This window comes from Microbacterium invictum (assembly GCF_034421375.1).
GTDB classification, from domain to species: Bacteria; Actinomycetota; Actinomycetes; order Actinomycetales; family Microbacteriaceae; genus Microbacterium; species Microbacterium invictum_A.
Genome location: NZ_CP139779.1, coordinates 962,233 through 976,762, shown reverse-complemented (window position 1 = coordinate 976,762; position 14,530 = coordinate 962,233). Strand labels below are relative to the sequence as shown.

At 68.6% G+C, this 14,530-nt stretch carries 19 protein-coding genes; 9 read left to right on the top strand and 10 right to left on the bottom strand.

Translation table 11 applies throughout. The features are described 5' to 3' along the window. Window positions 1–51: 51 nt before the first annotated feature. Both T9R20_RS04665 and T9R20_RS04660 read right to left on the bottom strand, forming a co-directional pair. Window positions 52–546 (bottom strand): DUF1990 domain-containing protein, encoded by a 495-nt coding sequence (locus tag T9R20_RS04665; protein WP_322411385.1) that lies wholly within the window; start codon window positions 544–546, stop codon window positions 52–54. Between the two features lie 28 nt (window positions 547–574). Beyond that, window positions 575–3,163, bottom strand: a complete 2,589-nt coding sequence (locus T9R20_RS04660) for an MMPL family transporter (protein ID WP_322411384.1) — start codon at window positions 3,161–3,163, stop codon at window positions 575–577. 91 nt (window positions 3,164–3,254) lie between these two features. Here T9R20_RS04660 and T9R20_RS04655 point away from each other — a divergent pair, with 91 nt between their 5' ends. After that, window positions 3,255–3,830, top strand: a complete 576-nt coding sequence (locus T9R20_RS04655; protein ID WP_322411383.1) for a TetR/AcrR family transcriptional regulator — start codon at window positions 3,255–3,257, stop codon at window positions 3,828–3,830. Between the two features lie 67 nt (window positions 3,831–3,897). Here the strand turns inward: T9R20_RS04655 and T9R20_RS04650 are convergent, their stop codons facing one another. Together T9R20_RS04650 and T9R20_RS04645 are read right to left on the bottom strand one after the other, a co-directional pair. Continuing rightward, window positions 3,898–4,605, bottom strand: a complete 708-nt coding sequence (locus T9R20_RS04650) for a YidC/Oxa1 family membrane protein insertase (RefSeq protein ID WP_322411382.1) — start codon at window positions 4,603–4,605, stop codon at window positions 3,898–3,900. A 157-nt stretch (window positions 4,606–4,762) separates the two neighbouring features. Then, window positions 4,763–5,041: a DUF6412 domain-containing protein gene (locus T9R20_RS04645; RefSeq protein ID WP_322411381.1), complete on the bottom strand. Its 279-nt coding sequence runs from the start codon at window positions 5,039–5,041 to the stop codon at window positions 4,763–4,765. Window positions 5,042–5,120: 79 nt separating this feature from the next. On the opposite strand from T9R20_RS04645, the gene T9R20_RS04640 reads away from it, so the two are divergent. The 4 genes from T9R20_RS04640 to T9R20_RS04625 all read left to right on the top strand — a co-directional run bounded on the left by T9R20_RS04640 (window position 5,121) and on the right by T9R20_RS04625 (window position 6,669). Next, window positions 5,121–5,477, top strand: a complete 357-nt coding sequence (locus T9R20_RS04640; RefSeq protein ID WP_322411380.1) for a hypothetical protein — start codon at window positions 5,121–5,123, stop codon at window positions 5,475–5,477. A 143-nt stretch (window positions 5,478–5,620) separates the two neighbouring features. Beyond that, window positions 5,621–5,830 (top strand): hypothetical protein, encoded by a 210-nt coding sequence (locus tag T9R20_RS04635; protein WP_322411379.1) that lies wholly within the window; start codon window positions 5,621–5,623, stop codon window positions 5,828–5,830. Between the two features lie 75 nt (window positions 5,831–5,905). Further along, window positions 5,906–6,352, top strand: coding sequence for a GNAT family N-acetyltransferase (locus T9R20_RS04630; protein WP_322411378.1), 447 nt, complete (start codon window positions 5,906–5,908; stop codon window positions 6,350–6,352). Between the two features lie 5 nt (window positions 6,353–6,357). Then, window positions 6,358–6,669 (top strand): hypothetical protein, encoded by a 312-nt coding sequence (locus T9R20_RS04625; protein WP_322411377.1) that lies wholly within the window; start codon window positions 6,358–6,360, stop codon window positions 6,667–6,669. A gap of 30 nt (window positions 6,670–6,699) precedes the next feature. Here the strand turns inward: T9R20_RS04625 and T9R20_RS04620 are convergent, their stop codons facing one another. The 3 genes from T9R20_RS04620 to T9R20_RS04610 are packed head-to-tail and all read right to left on the bottom strand — an operon-like array spanning window position 6,700 to window position 8,130. Then, window positions 6,700–7,173: an SRPBCC domain-containing protein gene (locus T9R20_RS04620; protein WP_322411376.1), complete on the bottom strand. Its 474-nt coding sequence runs from the start codon at window positions 7,171–7,173 to the stop codon at window positions 6,700–6,702. Continuing rightward, window positions 7,170–7,505 (bottom strand): metalloregulator ArsR/SmtB family transcription factor, encoded by a 336-nt coding sequence (locus T9R20_RS04615; protein ID WP_322411375.1) that lies wholly within the window; start codon window positions 7,503–7,505, stop codon window positions 7,170–7,172. Before T9R20_RS04615 ends, T9R20_RS04620 begins: the two co-directional genes overlap by 4 nt. Further along, window positions 7,459–8,130 (bottom strand): DUF998 domain-containing protein, encoded by a 672-nt coding sequence (locus tag T9R20_RS04610; RefSeq protein ID WP_322411374.1) that lies wholly within the window; start codon window positions 8,128–8,130, stop codon window positions 7,459–7,461. The genes T9R20_RS04615 and T9R20_RS04610 overlap by 47 nt, the downstream gene beginning before the upstream one ends. Before the next feature lie 216 nt (window positions 8,131–8,346). On the opposite strand from T9R20_RS04610, the gene T9R20_RS04605 reads away from it, so the two are divergent. Together T9R20_RS04605 and T9R20_RS04600 are read left to right on the top strand one after the other, a co-directional pair. After that, window positions 8,347–8,952 carry a hypothetical protein gene (locus T9R20_RS04605; RefSeq protein ID WP_322411373.1) on the top strand — a complete coding sequence of 202 codons (606 nt, stop codon included), beginning with the start codon at window positions 8,347–8,349 and terminating at the stop codon, window positions 8,950–8,952. Between the two features lie 42 nt (window positions 8,953–8,994). After that, window positions 8,995–11,082 carry an NAD(+) synthase gene (locus T9R20_RS04600; protein WP_322411372.1) on the top strand — a complete coding sequence of 696 codons (2,088 nt, stop codon included), beginning with the start codon at window positions 8,995–8,997 and terminating at the stop codon, window positions 11,080–11,082. On the opposite strand, the gene T9R20_RS04595 is transcribed toward T9R20_RS04600, so the two are convergent. Further along, a complete protein-coding gene (locus tag T9R20_RS04595) occupies window positions 11,079–11,507 on the bottom strand; it encodes a MarR family winged helix-turn-helix transcriptional regulator (RefSeq protein WP_322411371.1) in 429 nt (142 codons plus the stop codon). The two genes, T9R20_RS04600 and T9R20_RS04595, sit on opposite strands and share 4 nt — an antisense overlap. Window positions 11,508–11,602: 95 nt before the next feature. On the opposite strand from T9R20_RS04595, the gene T9R20_RS04590 reads away from it, so the two are divergent. Beyond that, entirely contained in the window at window positions 11,603–12,520 is a 918-nt protein-coding gene (locus tag T9R20_RS04590) for an alpha/beta hydrolase (protein WP_322411370.1), read from the top strand. Next, entirely contained in the window at window positions 12,517–12,930 is a 414-nt protein-coding gene (locus T9R20_RS04585; RefSeq protein ID WP_322411369.1) for a DUF2255 family protein, read from the top strand. The genes T9R20_RS04590 and T9R20_RS04585 overlap by 4 nt, the downstream gene beginning before the upstream one ends. A gap of 157 nt (window positions 12,931–13,087) precedes the next feature. Here the strand turns inward: T9R20_RS04585 and T9R20_RS04580 are convergent, their stop codons facing one another. Together T9R20_RS04580 and T9R20_RS04575 are read right to left on the bottom strand one after the other, a co-directional pair. Then, complete coding sequence (locus tag T9R20_RS04580) at window positions 13,088–13,645, bottom strand: hypothetical protein (RefSeq protein WP_322411368.1); 558 nt, start codon at window positions 13,643–13,645, stop codon at window positions 13,088–13,090. 374 nt (window positions 13,646–14,019) lie between these two features. After that, window positions 14,020–14,445: a hypothetical protein gene (locus tag T9R20_RS04575; RefSeq protein WP_322411367.1), complete on the bottom strand. Its 426-nt coding sequence runs from the start codon at window positions 14,443–14,445 to the stop codon at window positions 14,020–14,022. Window positions 14,446–14,530: the final 85 nt, after the last annotated feature.

Below are 14,530 nucleotides of genomic sequence, written 5' to 3'. Positions count from 1 at the left end.
ATCGGCGACCGGCCTCGATCAGGTCATCCAGGGGCTCGGGGCGGCACTGCGTCACCGATTGACGAGCGCCGCGAGATAGCGACGCGTCATGTGCGCCTGGAACCGGCGCGCCACCGGTCCGCCCAGCCGCGTGAACCAGCGACCCGGGCGCGAGAACGCGACGATCGTGAAGACGACGTCGCCCGACGGGTCGAGGTGGAGTTCGAATCGCTCCTCGCCGCGCTCGGGGTGCCCGGGCAGCGTCCCGTAGGCGAACCCGCAGGCTTCGCCCGTGCGTTCGGCCCACACCACCAGGCACGGGATCCGGAAGACGAACGGGCCGAGTCGCAGCCGCATCTCGACGCGTGTCCCTTCACGCAGCGGCGTCTCTGACATCCGGACGTCCGCACCCGCTCGGCGCTGCACCTCCCCGGCGAGGAGGAGGTCGGCCGCGCGCTCGAAGTCGGTCCGCCCGTGCCCGACGACCCGCCGCATGCGGGTGTGATGGTAGCCCGCGGGCAGCTCGCCGGCCGTCGCGCCAACCTCGGCATAGGTCAGGTGGTCCACGCCTCCACGCTAGGCCTGCTCCGGCGCGTCAGGGCGCGACCGTCGGTGCCCCGGCGACAGGCCCCTCCTCGTGGACGGGATGTGACGTCGAAGTCCGGGGATGTCTCCGCTCGAGGGACGCACCCTCGACGTCGACGTCGGGAATGATGCGATCCAGCCAGCGGGGTAACCACCAGGCGGAACGCCCCAGCAGGTGCATGACGGCGGGGATGAGGAGCATGCGTACAAGGAAGGCGTCGAGAAGGACACCCACGGCCAGACCGAAGCCGAAGCCCTTCACCAGTATCGACTCGGACGAGACGAAGCCCCCGAAGACCGAGATCATGATGATCGCTGCGGCGACGACGACCGTTCTGCCGGCCCGAACTCCGCGGGCGACTGCCACGCGAGCGGAAGCCCCGTGAACGAACGCCTCGCGCATCCCCGTGGTCAGGAAGAGGGTGTAGTCCATCGCCAGCCCGAAAAGGATTCCCACCAGGATCACGGGCAGGAAGCTCAGCACCGGTCCGGGCGTGGTCACACCGAACAGCCACCCGAGCCAGCCCCACTGGAAGACGGCGGTGAGTGCCCCGTACGTGGCCAGGAGCGAGAGGATGAAGCCGCCCGTTGCGAGCAGCGGAACGAGGAGTGAGCGGAAGACCATCACCATGATGAGGAAAGACAGACCCACCACCACGACGAGGTAACCGGGGAGTGCCTGCGCCAACCCTGCGGAGATGTCGATGTTGATCGCGGTCTGTCCCGACACACCCAACTCGATGGCGCCGTTCACCGGCGGAAGATCACGCAGGTCGCGGACGAGGCGATCCGTGCTTTCGCTGTTCGGTCCCTCCGCCGGCACGACCTGGAAAGCGGTGAGGGTCGAATCCGTCGAGGTGCCGATCGGAGCCACGGCGACCACGTCGTCCTGAGCCGCGAGTTCCCGCGCGACCGCGAGCTGCGCCGCCTGAACACCATCCTCGCCCAGACCCGCGGGGAGGTCGGCGGTCACCAGAAGCGGTCCGTTCACCCCCTCACCGAATCCTTCCTGTGTCCAGGTGAACGCGCGGTACGCCGTGGAATCCGACGCCTCAGAGCCACCGTCAGGAAGACCGAGACGCATCGACAGCGCGGGTATCGCCAGGACCAGAAGAACCGTGATAGCAAACAAGGATGTCACGACCGCGCGCAGGGTGGACATCTGCCGAACCGAGGCGCGAGCGGCATCCGCACGAGTGAGGGCCGGCGCTGCGGCCCGGTCGATGATCTTCGCCCGGGTACGCCTGCCCAGTACCCTGACACCGGCCAAGGAAAGAAGCGCGGGAGTCATCGTCACCGACATCAGCACGGCGATCAGGATCGCGAAAGCCCCCACGGTTCCCATGAGGCCCAGGAAGGGGATGCCGACGACGTTGAGTGCCAGCAACGCCACCACGACGGTCGCTCCTGCGAACACGACGGCGTTCCCCGCAGTCCCATTGGCGAGCGCGATGGATTCCGCCACCCCCGCGCCCCCGATCAGCTGTGTGCGGTGTCGGTAGAGGATGAAGAGGCTGTAGTCGATCCCGACCGCCAAGCCGAGCATGATCGCAAGGACCGGAGTGAACGATGCGATCTGGATCACCCCGGAGAACGACAAGGCACCCAGCACAGCGATCGCCACTCCCGTGATCGCCGTGACGAGCGGGAAGGATGCTGCGAGAACGGACCCGAGCACGACGAGCAGAACGATCGCCGCGATCACGACACCGATCGCCTCTCCGATTCCCAGAATCTCCGGGATCCCCTGCGCGATGTCTGAGGAGAAGGCGACCTCGACGCGGGCGATCGACGCATCTTCGAAATGGGCGATCACCGCCTGCTTCGACTCCTCGGGCAATTCGAGTCGGGGGAGGTCGAAGGTCACGGCCACGAGGGCGATCGAGCCATCCTCCGAGACCGTGCGAACCCCATCCGCGAAGGAGAGCAACTCGGCGCCGGATTCCAGTTCACGGGTGCTCGCTTCGATCTGAGCCGCTGCCTCACTGAGCTGCTGCTGCTGGGCATCAAGCTTGGCGCGCGCCGCGTCGAGCTGCGACTGCTGGTTGTCCAATTGCGTCAGTTGCGCTTGGCGAGCATCTTCCGGCGAAGGGGCGGACTCGATCTGGGAGCGGGCGGCGTCGAGCTGGGTCTGTGCCGCCTCGATATCGGCGAGTGCCGCATCGAGCTGCGCCTGCCCCTGCTCCGTCTGCGCGCGCGCGGCATCGAGTTGGGCGCGACCGTCGTCGAGCTGCTGCGTCTGGTCAGCCAATTGCTGCTGGGCCGCGAACGGATCGACGACGTCGGACACGTCCCGCAGGCCCCGCGCCGAGTCGGCGAGCGCCGCGATCGCCTCCTGCTGCTCCTCCGTGAACGGCGAGCCGTCGTCGGTTCGGTAGACCACGAGGCCTGAACCGCCGCTGAACTCCGGCAGGCGTTCCTGGAGTTCCTCGACGACCTCCCCGGCTGCAGTCCCAGGGATGTCGAAGCTGGTGGAGACCCCTTTGAATCCCACTGCGAAGCCGCTCACGCCGACGATCAACAACGTCACCCACACGAAGATGACGAGCCACGGGCGACGCGCCGCCCCACTGCCGAGACGATGCAGGAACTCAGACACGGTGCGGTCTCCGATTCAGCAGGGGCGGCGGCACGGTTCGAAGCCGGGCCCGCTTAGACTATACGCAACGTCTCGTCTAGTTGGAGTTCCGATGCCCCTTCCTCGCAATGGACCGGTACGCAGCGAGGCGGCGCGGCAGGCGGTACTACGCGCAACCTCCGAGCTGGTGAACGAGGTCGGATACGACCACCTCACCATCGAGGGCATCGCCGTCCGCGCGGGCGTTGCGAAGCAGACCATCTATCGGTGGTGGTCATCCCGCAGCGCGGTCGTCGCGGAAGCCCTTGTCGAGGGTCTCCTTCTTTCCGATCACCTCGTGGTTCCTCACACTGGCTCGATCACAGCGGATCTCCACTCCTGGCTCCAGGGGCTCGCAGGGTTGCTCGAAGATCCGCAGCGCGCAGGCGTCATGACGTCGATCATCACCGCCGCCACCCAGAACGCCGAGATCGCTTCTCATCTGCGTGAGGTGCTGGCACCCACGGAATCCCTCATCGAGCGCCTGACTGCCGCCGTCGGGGAGGCACCAAACCTCCGACTGGACACGCCGATCGATACTCTCGCGGACATGATCGTCGGTGCCGTGCTTGTCAGGGTGATGAGTCGACATCCCCTCGACCAGTCAGCTATCGACGACCTCGTCGCAGCTGTGACGGGCACCAAATAACTCGCGCCTTTCGGGCTCGCCCGAGTCCGTCATACGCCACTCTCGCCGTGAACGATCGGCGCGATCATCAGCGCGAGGCGCGGCCCCGACCCCTTCGCTCGATCGGGAACCTCCGTCGCAGCACGAGCCGCTGCACCAGCGTCCACGCGACGGTGATGAGGAGGTAGAGCGCGGCGGCGAGGGGGACGAAAAGCGCGACCACGGCGGTTCCGAACTGCAAGAACCCAGCCATTCGGATGATCGCCTCGGTGCCGGGGACACCCTCCGCAGCCGTGACCTCGGGTCGGAAGAGCCGGCGCGTGACCTCGGCGACGGCGAGGATCAGCACGAGCACGACGCCGAAGACGAGCGCGGCAGGCGCCGTGACCGTGCCGCCGACGATCGATCCTGCGAGGCTCGTTCCGAGCGGCACGCCGAAGAGCTGCTGGGTCAGAAGAGCATTCGGGTGCCCGGCGATCACCGGGTACAGGAAGAGCGCGTACACCACGCCGACGACGGGAGCCTGCACGAGCAAAGGCGCACAGCCGGCGAAAGGCGAGGCCTTCTCGTCGGCGTAGAGCTTCATGGTCTCGCGCGACATCCGCTCCCGGTCGTTCTTATAGCGCCGCTGGAGCGCCTGCAGCTTCGGGGCCAGCCGGGCGCGCGTCTGTTCGGCCCGCGCCTGCGCGATGCTGGTGGGAATGAGGATCGTGCGCACCGCCAGGGTCAGCACGACGACGGCGAGAGCAGCGGATGCCGCGCCGGCGACGGGGTGCAGGAGGTCAGCGAGTCCCATGAGCACTGCATAGGCAGCGTCGAGGGTCGCCGCGAGAGGAGGAAAGGCAAAGAGGTCCACGGTGTCGTCCGTTCGTCGATGGGGAGGGGTCGCGGAACGGCCGCGAGGGACATCGACGACGGAACGGCCCGCGAGCGCGGGCGGAGGACGTCGCGTGCTACGCGGCCGGAGCCGCGGCGCCCGGAGCGCGCGAACGGGTGTGCCCCGCGGCATCCGGATCGCTCTGCGCCACCGAGACGGAGACGTCGATGGCGCGTGCCGCGCTGGCGCGCGTTGCGCCCCCGGCCGGCAGCGACGCGGTCGTCAGCAGCAGGGCGACGAGCAGAGCCGAAGCGGCGACGAGAATCCAAACGGCCGCGGAGTCGGAGGGACTCAGCGCGATCACGCCCGACAGCGTCACAAGCACCTGGAAGAAGGAGGTCACCGCGTCGAACATCGCGTCTCCTCTCCCGGACTCGCTCACGCTAACAGGCGCAGAGCGTGTACGAGGGCCACCTGCCGATTATCGTTGCGCCATGCCTTCGGTGACCGACTGGATCTCGAGTATCGGCTCGCTCGTGGGAGCACTGACGGGGGTCGGTGCGCTCATCGTCGCGTGGCTCAGCTATCGCAGGTCGACACGGGCGCTGGCCGCGGGCGCCCAGACGCGGAGCGCGGTCGGGGCGACCGTCGACGCGGTCGCCGCGCTCGGCCGCGCCGAGCAATTCGACGCGATGCTCGACGATGCGCTGAAACGCCGATCGGAGGCCGAGACGAACGAAACGGTCTTCCAGGAGTACCTCGTCAACCGCGAGCGGCAAGGGGGCCGAGAGAAGAAGGATGCCTACGAAGCGGCGCTGCAGAGGGCGAGGCGCGAGCTCGGCCTTCCGTAGCGCCGGCGCGGTTCAGGGTTTCCGCGGCGGCCCGACCCGACAACGGAATCTGCGCGTCGCTTGGCTGTAACGCGGCCGTCCTAGGATCCGACCAGGTCGCCCTCGCTTTCCGCGACCTGATCCGAATCGAGGTGAGAGCGGACGTGACCGCACCGCAGTACGAGATCAGCGTGTGGGAACGCTACGCCACGGAGTTCGCCTTGGCGTTCGCCGACACCCCCACCCGCATCCGGGCCGTCCGCGAGGCGTATTTCGTGCACGGATTCGACGTCGACCTGATCGAGCAGATCAGCGGCTTCCCGATCTGGCGGATCCGGCAGGCCATCCGCGTCGGACTGTCCCGTCCCGACTGAACGGACCCCGCGCCCGCACCGATGTCGCTGATGTCACCGATGTCGCCGTGTCGCAACCCTCCCCTACCCTCGGGCATGAGCTCTCTTCGATTGGCCGAACTCGACGCGGACAACCTCGGAGCGGCGGTGCGGATCCCGCCGGCGGTGGGCGAGAAGGCGTTCGTCGCGCCCGTCGTCTACTCCATCGCCGAGGCGTATGTCACCCCGACGGCGTGGCCGCGCGTGATCCTGGACGGCGACACCGTCGTCGGGTTCGTGATGGCCAATTGGGATCCCGAGAATGAAATCGCGGCCTTCCGCGGCGGAATCTGGCGTCTCAACGTCGCCGACGAGGCGAAGGGTCGCGGCGTCGGCCGCTTCGCCGTCGAGGCCGTCGCGGCCGACGCGCGCCGCCGCGGCTACGACCAGATCACCGTGCTCTGGGATCCGGCTCCCGACGGGCCGGAACAGTTCTATCTGCGCGTGGGTTTCGAGAAGACCGGCGAGCTGTTCGGTGAGACCGTCGGAACCAGGAAGGTGTGACCTTCGTGGAGACAAGACCCGTCGTCCGGATGTGGCGGGGCGCCGTCCGCACGGAGCGCATCGCCGAGTACGTCGCCTACGTCGAACGCACCGGCATGTCGGAGTATCGCGCGACACCCGGAAACCTCGACGCGTGGATACTCACCCGCGACCTCGGCGACGGCCTCACCGAGATCGTCACCGTGTCTCGCTGGAGGAGCCTGGAGGCCATTCAGGGGTTCGCCGGCGCGGACATCGACGTGGCCGTGTTCTACCCGGAGGACGATCGGTTCCTCGTCGAGCGCGACGAGAAGGTGCGTCACTGGGTTCAGGCGTGATCAAGAGACCCGGCTTCGCCCACCCGTTCATCATTCGTCGGTGGCTATTGGGCGCGTCAGATAAGCGGTGATTCGCGCGAGCGCCCCGTTCCACACCTCGTCGACGAAGAAGTCGCGAACCTCTGCGGCGGGGAAGCCGCTCTGCACGACGGTCATCCTCGTGGCGTCCCCCTCGGACTCGAAGGTGATCGTGATGAGCGTGGTCATCGTCATCCCGTCCGGACTGTGGCCGGTCGACTCGGTGACGAGGCGGTGAGGACGGTCGATCTCGAGAAACGTCAGGGTTTCCCGGAAAAGGGTGTCGGCGTCGGGGCCCCACACGGTGGTCTGTGTGCCCCCGACTCGGAGGTCGACCTCGATCTCGACGATCCCGGGATCAGGATCGAGGATGCCGAACCAGATCTTCTGCTTCTCCGCGTCCGTGTATGCGTCGAACACCTCCTCGGGGGTGGCAGGCAACAGCCGGGAGAGGCGGAGCTCCAGTGGTGTTGTGGAGTCGGTCATGTCGATGATCCCTTTCGGAGGGTGAAGTACGCATCGAGACCGTCGAGTCGACGCTCCCAGAGACGCTGGTAGTAGCTGATCCATGCCATGACGTCTTCCAATCGGTCCTCTCCCAGCCGACACTGCCGCGTTCTCCCGACCTTCTCGGTCGCGACCAGACCCGCCTCCTCGAGCACGCGGATGTGCTTGGCCATGCCCGTCACCGTCATCCCGGCCGACTCCGCAAGCGTCGACACCGGCACGGGGCCGTCGCCGAGTCGCTGAAGGATGTCACGACGTTTCGCGTCAGCGAGTGCCGCGAACGTGCGATCGAGAGCCAATTGGTGAACCATGCGGTTCATCGTACGCCGCTTCCTCGCGAGTCGGGGCGAGGAGGCACCCGAGAGCCAGGACAGAGATGAGGGCGAGCTCGACTGCTGCGCTGACGAGGAGCCGGATCGCCATCGTCTCGGGGTCGCCGATCGCGACGACACACAAGGCGACCAGAGCCGCTGCGATGGATGTCACCATCAGCCCGCGGCGCTCACTCCGCGCGAAGTACACCGCCAGCACGATGGCGGCAGCCAGGAAGGCGAGCTGCGTGAGCACGAAGCCGACTTCGTGAACGATCCCGTGCCAGCTCATCGACGGCGCGCCTTCCGGAGCCCCCGCAGGGAAGCCCGCCCCCGCGTCGGTGGGGAACAGCCCAGCGACGACCAGCCCCACTCCCATCAGAGCGACGAGGACACTCGCCCCACGCGCCAGATGACCTGCGGGCAGCGCTCGCCGCAGGCCGACGCTGCCCCCGACCAGGAGCAAGCCGGTGATCACGAAGTTCAGAACCTGCACCCACCCCGCGTCACCGAGACTCAGAAGGCTGAGCGGATGGAAAGTGGGCCGGAACCCTTCACGCGTGAACGCCTGTGCCGCCCACAGCGCCACATAGAAGAGCGGTGCGATCACCGCGCCGGTGAGCATCCACCGAGTCGACCGAGCCATAAGAACCCCCAAAAGTGAACCCTTTTGTTCAGTGTCGCATACTGAACCGAAAGGTTCAATGATTTCGCCATAGTCACCTCGACAAGAGATGTCCTCATGCTGGCCGCGTATCAGGCGGGTCCTTCGTCGCTCACTCCTCTGGGCGGTCCTTCACCGCCGATCGGCCGCGAAGCGGCGTACCGAAGGGGGAGTTCGATGGCACACCCGTTCTACAGCGCATGGATGGTGCGGAAGGGGAGTTTGGGCTGGGCGACGCACGAGGCCTCCTTCGCGCACCGCTCGATCCTCGCCCATGTCCAGCTGAGTTCCTACGCCCTCCAAGACGGTGAGCGATTCCAGAGCTTCCGCCGGCAGTACGCCTACGCATACATCGAAACGATCAACACACCGACCGGACCGTACGGCATCCCCCTCCCGAACAAGGACACCGACAGTTTCGTCTGGCTCGACACCGATCACCTCACCTTCCAGCTGCAGGCCGACGGCCCGCAGAGCGTGTCGGCGTTCGGGCTCATCCACGATCTCGACGCGCGGGCGGCAGACCGGGCCACGGTCCTCGACAGTCAGGACTTCGCCGTGTACGACGAAGACGGGACGGTCGTGGGATCTCATCAGTCCGTCCGACTCGACGGCGGTCAACAGCTCGACACGGACAGGATCCAGGAGAGGGTGCTGGAGCGCGCCAAGACGGTGACCGACCGCGGCGTCGACATCGTGCCCGTCGATCTGAGCGGGTTCGCGTCGGGCGCGGAGTACCGCATCGACCCCCGCACACACCGCCCCGCACCGCCCCGCGAATAACAGCACAGGGCGTTGGGAGACCCCGCCTGCCAGACTGAAGCCATGAGCCTGCCGTTCGAGAGCGCCTACCGTCACGGCTTCGCCCGCGTCGCGGCCTGCACCATCCCCGTGGCGATCGCCGATCCGGCGGCCAATGCCTCCGCCGTGCTTTCGACCGCGCACGAACTCGACGCCGACGCGGTCGCCGTCGCTGTCTTCCCCGAGCTCTGCCTCACCGGCTACGCCATCGACGATCTCGTTCTCCAGGACGCGGTGCTCGACGGCGTCGTCGCCGCAGTCGAGCGACTCGTCGTCGCCTCCGAAGATCTCATGCCGGTGCTCGTCGTCGGCGCGCCGCTTCGCCACCGGAACCGGCTCTACAACTGCGCGGTCGTCATTCACCGCGGCGAGCTGCTCGGGGTCGCTCCCAAGTCGTACCTCCCGACCTATCGCGAGTTCTACGAACGACGCTGGTTCGCGCCCGGCGACGACCAGCGCGGCGAGGACATCCAGGTCGGCTCGCTCCAGGCCCCCTTCGGACCCGATCTGCTGTTCGAAGCGCTCGACGTGCCCGACCTCGTGATCCACGCCGAGGTCTGCGAAGACGTGTGGGTTCCGATTCCGCCGTCCTCCTCGGCAGCGCTCGCGGGAGCCACCCTGCTGCTCAATCTCTCGGGGAGTCCCATCACCATCGCGCGCGCCGAGGATCGGAAGGACCTCTGCCAGTCGCAGTCGCTGCGCTGCCTCGCGGGATACGTCTACGCCGCGGCGGGGCTCGGCGAGTCGACCAACGACCTGTCCTGGGACGGGCAGACGATGATCTACGAGGGCGGCAACCTCCTCGCTGAGACCGAGCGCTTCCCGGACGGGCCCCGTCACGCGGTCGCCGACATCGATCTCGACCGGCTCCGCCAGGACCGGATGCGCCAGGGCACCTTCGACGACAATCGCCGCACCCTGCACGCCGACGCGATGTTCCGCACGGTGCATTTCCGCCTCGATCCGCCGGCGCGCGACATCGGCCTCCGGCGCGTGCTCGACCGTTTCCCCTTCGTGCCCGACGACCCGGCGCGTCTCGCGCAGGACTGCTACGAGGCGTTCAACATCCAGGTGTCGGGGCTCGAGCAGCGGCTGCGCGCGATCGGCGGTCCCAAGCCCGTGATCGGCGTGAGCGGCGGACTCGACTCCACGCACGCGCTCCTCGTCGTGGCACGGGCGATGGATCGGATGGGACGCCCGCGCAGCGACATCCTCGCCTATACGATGCCGGGCTTCGCGACCTCCGATCACACGAAATCCAACGCCATCGCGCTCGCCGAGGCGATCGGCGCCTCGATCGAGACGATCGACATCCGGCCGGCGGCGACTGAGCTCCTGAAGGGCATCGATCACCCGTTCTCGGGCGGCGAGCCGGTCTACGACGTGACCTTCGAGAACGTGCAAGCAGGCATCCGCACCGACTTCCTCTTCCGCCTGGCGAACCAGAACGGCGGCATCGTCATCGGCACCTCCGACCTATCCGAGCTGGCGCTGGGGTGGGCGACCTACGGCGTGGGCGACCAGATGAGCCACTACGCCGTCAACGCCGGCGTGCCGAAGACCCTCATCCAGCACCTCATCCGCTGGGTGATCTCCAGGCCGGCGACAGAGGGCGGGTCGACCGAGCTGTCCGACCGGGCGGTCGAGGTGCTGCAGTCGGTGCTCGACACCGAGATCAGCCCCGAACTGGTGCCGGCGGGTGAGGACGGCGAGATTCAGTCGACCGAGAGCAAGATCGGGCCCTACGCCCTGAACGACTTCACGCTCTTCCACGTGCTGCGGTACGGCCTGCGGCCGTCGAAGATCGCGTTCCTCGCCGAGCGAGCGTGGGCGGATCCGGATGCCGGGGCGTGGCCCCCCGGCTTCCCCGCCGACGACCGCTACGCCTACGAATTGCCCGAGATCGTGCGCTGGCTGCGGAACTTCCTGCAGCGCTACTTCGCCTTCGCGCAGTTCAAGCGATCGGCGATTCCGAACGGACCCAAGGTTTCCCCCGCCGGCTCGCTCTCCCCCCGCGGCGACTGGCGTGCGCCGTCCGACGGCAACGCGGCCGCCTGGCTCGCCGAGCTCGACGCAGCCCTGCCGCAGTTCCCGGCGACTGATCCGCGCTAGGGTGCCGCAGCGGCATCCGCGGAGAGAACGAGCTGCAGAAGGGCTTCGAGCTGGTCTCGCTGCGCGGCGCTCAGCGCGCCGAGCCGGGTCTCGAACTCCGCGGCGAGCGCCTCCGACCCCGCATCCCGCGTCGCCTCACCTGCCGGCGTGAGGAGGAGGCGATGCCTGCGGAGGTCGCCGGCGTCGATCTCACGGGTGATCAGCCCCTTGGCGACGAGGTTGCGGACGTACACCGTGACGCTCGCCTTCGGAGTGGCCAGCACCGTCGCCAACTCCGCCGGGTAGGGCGAGGTCGCAACCTCGGCGAGGACGAAGAACTCCTTCGGCTCGATGCCGAGCGCGGCGAAGCGCGCGCTGCAGCCGTTCAGCACGAGGGTGAGGAGGCGGTGATTCAGCTTCCACAGCTGCGCTGCATCGGTGACCACGGCGCCTCCAAGGTGGTACAGTCTCGTACTAGTTTGAAGCTGTACCATCTTTCGGGGTGCAGCACCTCGAATCCTAGGAGAACGGTGACGCGTCGATGCTCAGACACCTCACGATCCCGCGCGGTCCGATCGAACTCGCGGCCGACCTCCACCTTCCCGACGACATCGCCCATGCCGCACCTCCCCTTCCGACCGTCGTCCTGTCCACGCCCGGCAGCAGCGTGAAAGAGCAGATCGGCGCCAACTACGCCTCCCGCCTGGCTTCCCGCGGGTTCGCCGCGATCACCTTCGATCCAGCCCACCAGGGTGCGAGCGGCGGTGACCTCCGCGACCTGGAGGACCCGTACCAGCGCAGCGAGGACATCTCCTTCGTCATCGACGCACTCGCCGGCATCCCCGAGACCGATGAATCGCGCCTGGGCGCGCTGGGGATCTGCGCGGGCGGCGGCTACGCCGTCTACACCGCGCGCACCGATCATCGCATCAGAGCACTCGGCACAGTGGTCGCGGGGAACATGGGCACGTCGTGGCGGGCGATGCAGCGGAGCGGTGCCATCGGCGACCTCGATACCCTCGCGAGCGATCGGCTCGAGGAGAACCGGACGAGCGATCTCCACCGGGTGAACTGGCTGCCCGACACGCTCGAGGACGCCGCGATGGTGGGCGCGACCGACATCGATACGACCCAGGCGATCACCTTCTACCGCACCGAACGCGGGCGCCACGAACGCTCGACGAACAGGCGCCTGACCCGGAGCGACTCGCTGCTGCTAGGTTTCGACGCCTTCCACCTCGTCGACCCGCTCCTGACCCAGCCGCTCCAGGTGATCGTCGGCGGGAGGCGCGGCAACACCCGTCAGTTCGAAGCGGGGATGGAGCTGCTGAAGCTCGCCCCGAATCCCGTGGATCTGATGGTCGTCGCAGGGGCAGGGCACTACGACATGTACGACGTGCCCGAGTACGTCGACGCCGCGGTGGATCGCTTGGTGCGGTTCTACGGCGAGTACCTGTGAGGGGCGCAGATCCCGTGGGCGACGAGGCCGGCGTCCGCGCGTGGGAACCCGATGAGCGCCGGGCACTGGACCGAGCTCCGCTGATCCGCATCGCGGCCGCGCGCAGCGACGGCTCCGTCGGGCGGTTCGCGACGATCGGTCACGTCCGGGTCGGCGACGCTGAGCTCGTCCGGTCGCTCCGCGGTGCCGACGGCGCCTGGTACCGGGGTGCGCTTCGGTCTGGACGCGCGGAGATCGACGTGGGCGGTCGGCGCATCGGGGTCGCCGTCACGCCCGCCTCCGAGCCGCCCGGCGACGTCGACGCGGCCTTCCGGGCGCGATACGGCGATGATGCCGGCGTCCGGGCGATGATCCGGCCTCCGGCCCGAGACTCGACCCTTCTCCTCCGGCCGCTGGGTGTCGTGGACTGACTAGCTCCGGCCTGAGGGACGCGTCCGCAGCCCCGCATCCCCCTCCCGCGTGCACAACGGCGGGGCTCACCGGCGACACGCCGCGAAGCGGCGGACCGGGTCGGGGTGTCGGCGGCGATCCCCGCGGTTGTGCACGAGGAACGGGGCCGACCGAGGGTCAGAGCCCGGTGTCGCGCACCCCGACCCGGTCGGGGATGTCGAACGCGAGACGCGGCAGCCAGCTCTCGGGCTCGGGCCACGGCCGCGACGACGGCAGAGCCGCGAGAAGACGCCGCAGCGCGGCATCCCTCGGCGATGTCGGCGACGCGGCCGGGAGCACCCGCCGCGGAGCGCGGTAGCCGAGCGCGCCGCACCACCAGTGCCGCCACGTGTCATCGGCCTCGGCGGGGTCGAGCACGATGTAGTAGTCGGGCATGATCGCCGCGCCGTCCTCGAACTGCGCGAGCGCCGTCTCGACCTCGACCTCGAGCACCCCGAGGGTCGAGCGCGCCTCGAACAGTTCGACCCAGGCGGCTGCGACATGCGCGAGCGGGTCGGCATCATGGACCACCAGAGGAGCGGATGCCGCGGCGATGCGCCGCGCGCCGAGGGCGGGCTCGCTCCCCTGCAGGCTGAGGGTCTCCACGCCCGGGACGCTGCTGAGAACCTGCAGCGCCTCTTCCGAGGCGGAGCCCACGACGGCGACGACGGTTCCGGAAGCGGATAGTGACACCATGCTTCACATTACGTCGGCACCCGCCGGATGGCGCGGAACGTTCGCGAGTCGCAACGAGAACGTAACGCGCCGCCGCGCCGTGGTGTAGCGCCGCCCGGCCGGGCCGCGATATTGCCCCGCCCCGCCGCGCCGCAGTGTTGCGCCGCCCGGCCGCGCCGCGATCGTTCGTTCGTCGCAGATGTACGCGAAACGGCCCGGTTGCCGTGCATCTGCGACGAATGAACGGGAGAGAGGGATGAGGCGGGGCGCGGCGTGGGGGGCGCGTATGGGTGTGGGCGCGGGGGCCGGTAGGGGCGCGGGCGTGGGGGCCGCGCGCACCCATGCGCAGAGGGGATGACCTCGCGGTCATCCCCTCTGCTTTGCGGGGGCTGGGATCAGCTGTTCGCCGAGGCCACGGAGCCCGCCGACGGAGCCGACGCGGGCGAGTCGGCGGGGGCCGGTGCCGGGGCCGCCGGAGCGGGGGCCGGGGCGGGCGGGGGCACCGGGGTGGGGGCGCTCACCACCGAGACCGAGCTGGCGGGGGCCGCCGGGCTCGCGGGCGACGGGATGTCGGCCGTCGGCGACGGAGTCGGCGAGGTCGCCGAGACCACGGTGGCCGAGGTGTCGGTGACGCTCATCTGCACGCCGGTGCGGTCGAGCACCGACCCGCCCGGGCCGACGATCGCGCCACCGGGCACCGAGGTGCCGTCGGTGGACTGGAGGTTCATCGAGGCGGCCGTCGCGGCGGCTGCGCCGCCGACGAGGGTGAGACCCAGGGCGCCGGCGATGCCGTAGGTGAGCCACTTCTTCTTGTCGTTCATCTGTCGATCTCCTTCGTCTGTCCGCCGGGGCTCCGGGGGGTCGGCCCCGGCGGTGATTCCACAATGGCGGGCGGGACTAAGCCGA

What these genes read in the sequence shown, in the direction of transcription:
- T9R20_RS04655 (WP_322411383.1), top strand. Translation starts at nt 3,255, where the DNA reads ATGCCCCTTCCTCGCAATGGACCGGTACGCAGCGAGGCGGCGCGGCAG.
- T9R20_RS04650 (WP_322411382.1), bottom strand. Translation starts at nt 4,605, where the DNA reads ATGGGACTCGCTGACCTCCTGCACCCCGTCGCCGGCGCGGCATCCGCT.
- T9R20_RS04645 (WP_322411381.1), bottom strand. Translation starts at nt 5,041, where the DNA reads ATGTTCGACGCGGTGACCTCCTTCTTCCAGGTGCTTGTGACGCTGTCG.
- T9R20_RS04640 (WP_322411380.1), top strand. Translation starts at nt 5,121, where the DNA reads ATGCCTTCGGTGACCGACTGGATCTCGAGTATCGGCTCGCTCGTGGGA.
- T9R20_RS04630 (WP_322411378.1), top strand. Translation starts at nt 5,906, where the DNA reads ATGAGCTCTCTTCGATTGGCCGAACTCGACGCGGACAACCTCGGAGCG.
- T9R20_RS04620 (WP_322411376.1), bottom strand. Translation starts at nt 7,173, where the DNA reads ATGACCGACTCCACAACACCACTGGAGCTCCGCCTCTCCCGGCTGTTG.
- T9R20_RS04615 (WP_322411375.1), bottom strand. Translation starts at nt 7,505, where the DNA reads ATGGTTCACCAATTGGCTCTCGATCGCACGTTCGCGGCACTCGCTGAC.
- T9R20_RS04610 (WP_322411374.1), bottom strand. Translation starts at nt 8,130, where the DNA reads ATGCTCACCGGCGCGGTGATCGCACCGCTCTTCTATGTGGCGCTGTGG.
- T9R20_RS04605 (WP_322411373.1), top strand. Translation starts at nt 8,347, where the DNA reads ATGGCACACCCGTTCTACAGCGCATGGATGGTGCGGAAGGGGAGTTTG.
- T9R20_RS04600 (WP_322411372.1), top strand. Translation starts at nt 8,995, where the DNA reads ATGAGCCTGCCGTTCGAGAGCGCCTACCGTCACGGCTTCGCCCGCGTC.
- T9R20_RS04590 (WP_322411370.1), top strand. Translation starts at nt 11,603, where the DNA reads ATGCTCAGACACCTCACGATCCCGCGCGGTCCGATCGAACTCGCGGCC.
- T9R20_RS04580 (WP_322411368.1), bottom strand. Translation starts at nt 13,645, where the DNA reads ATGGTGTCACTATCCGCTTCCGGAACCGTCGTCGCCGTCGTGGGCTCC.
- T9R20_RS04575 (WP_322411367.1), bottom strand. Translation starts at nt 14,445, where the DNA reads ATGAACGACAAGAAGAAGTGGCTCACCTACGGCATCGCCGGCGCCCTG.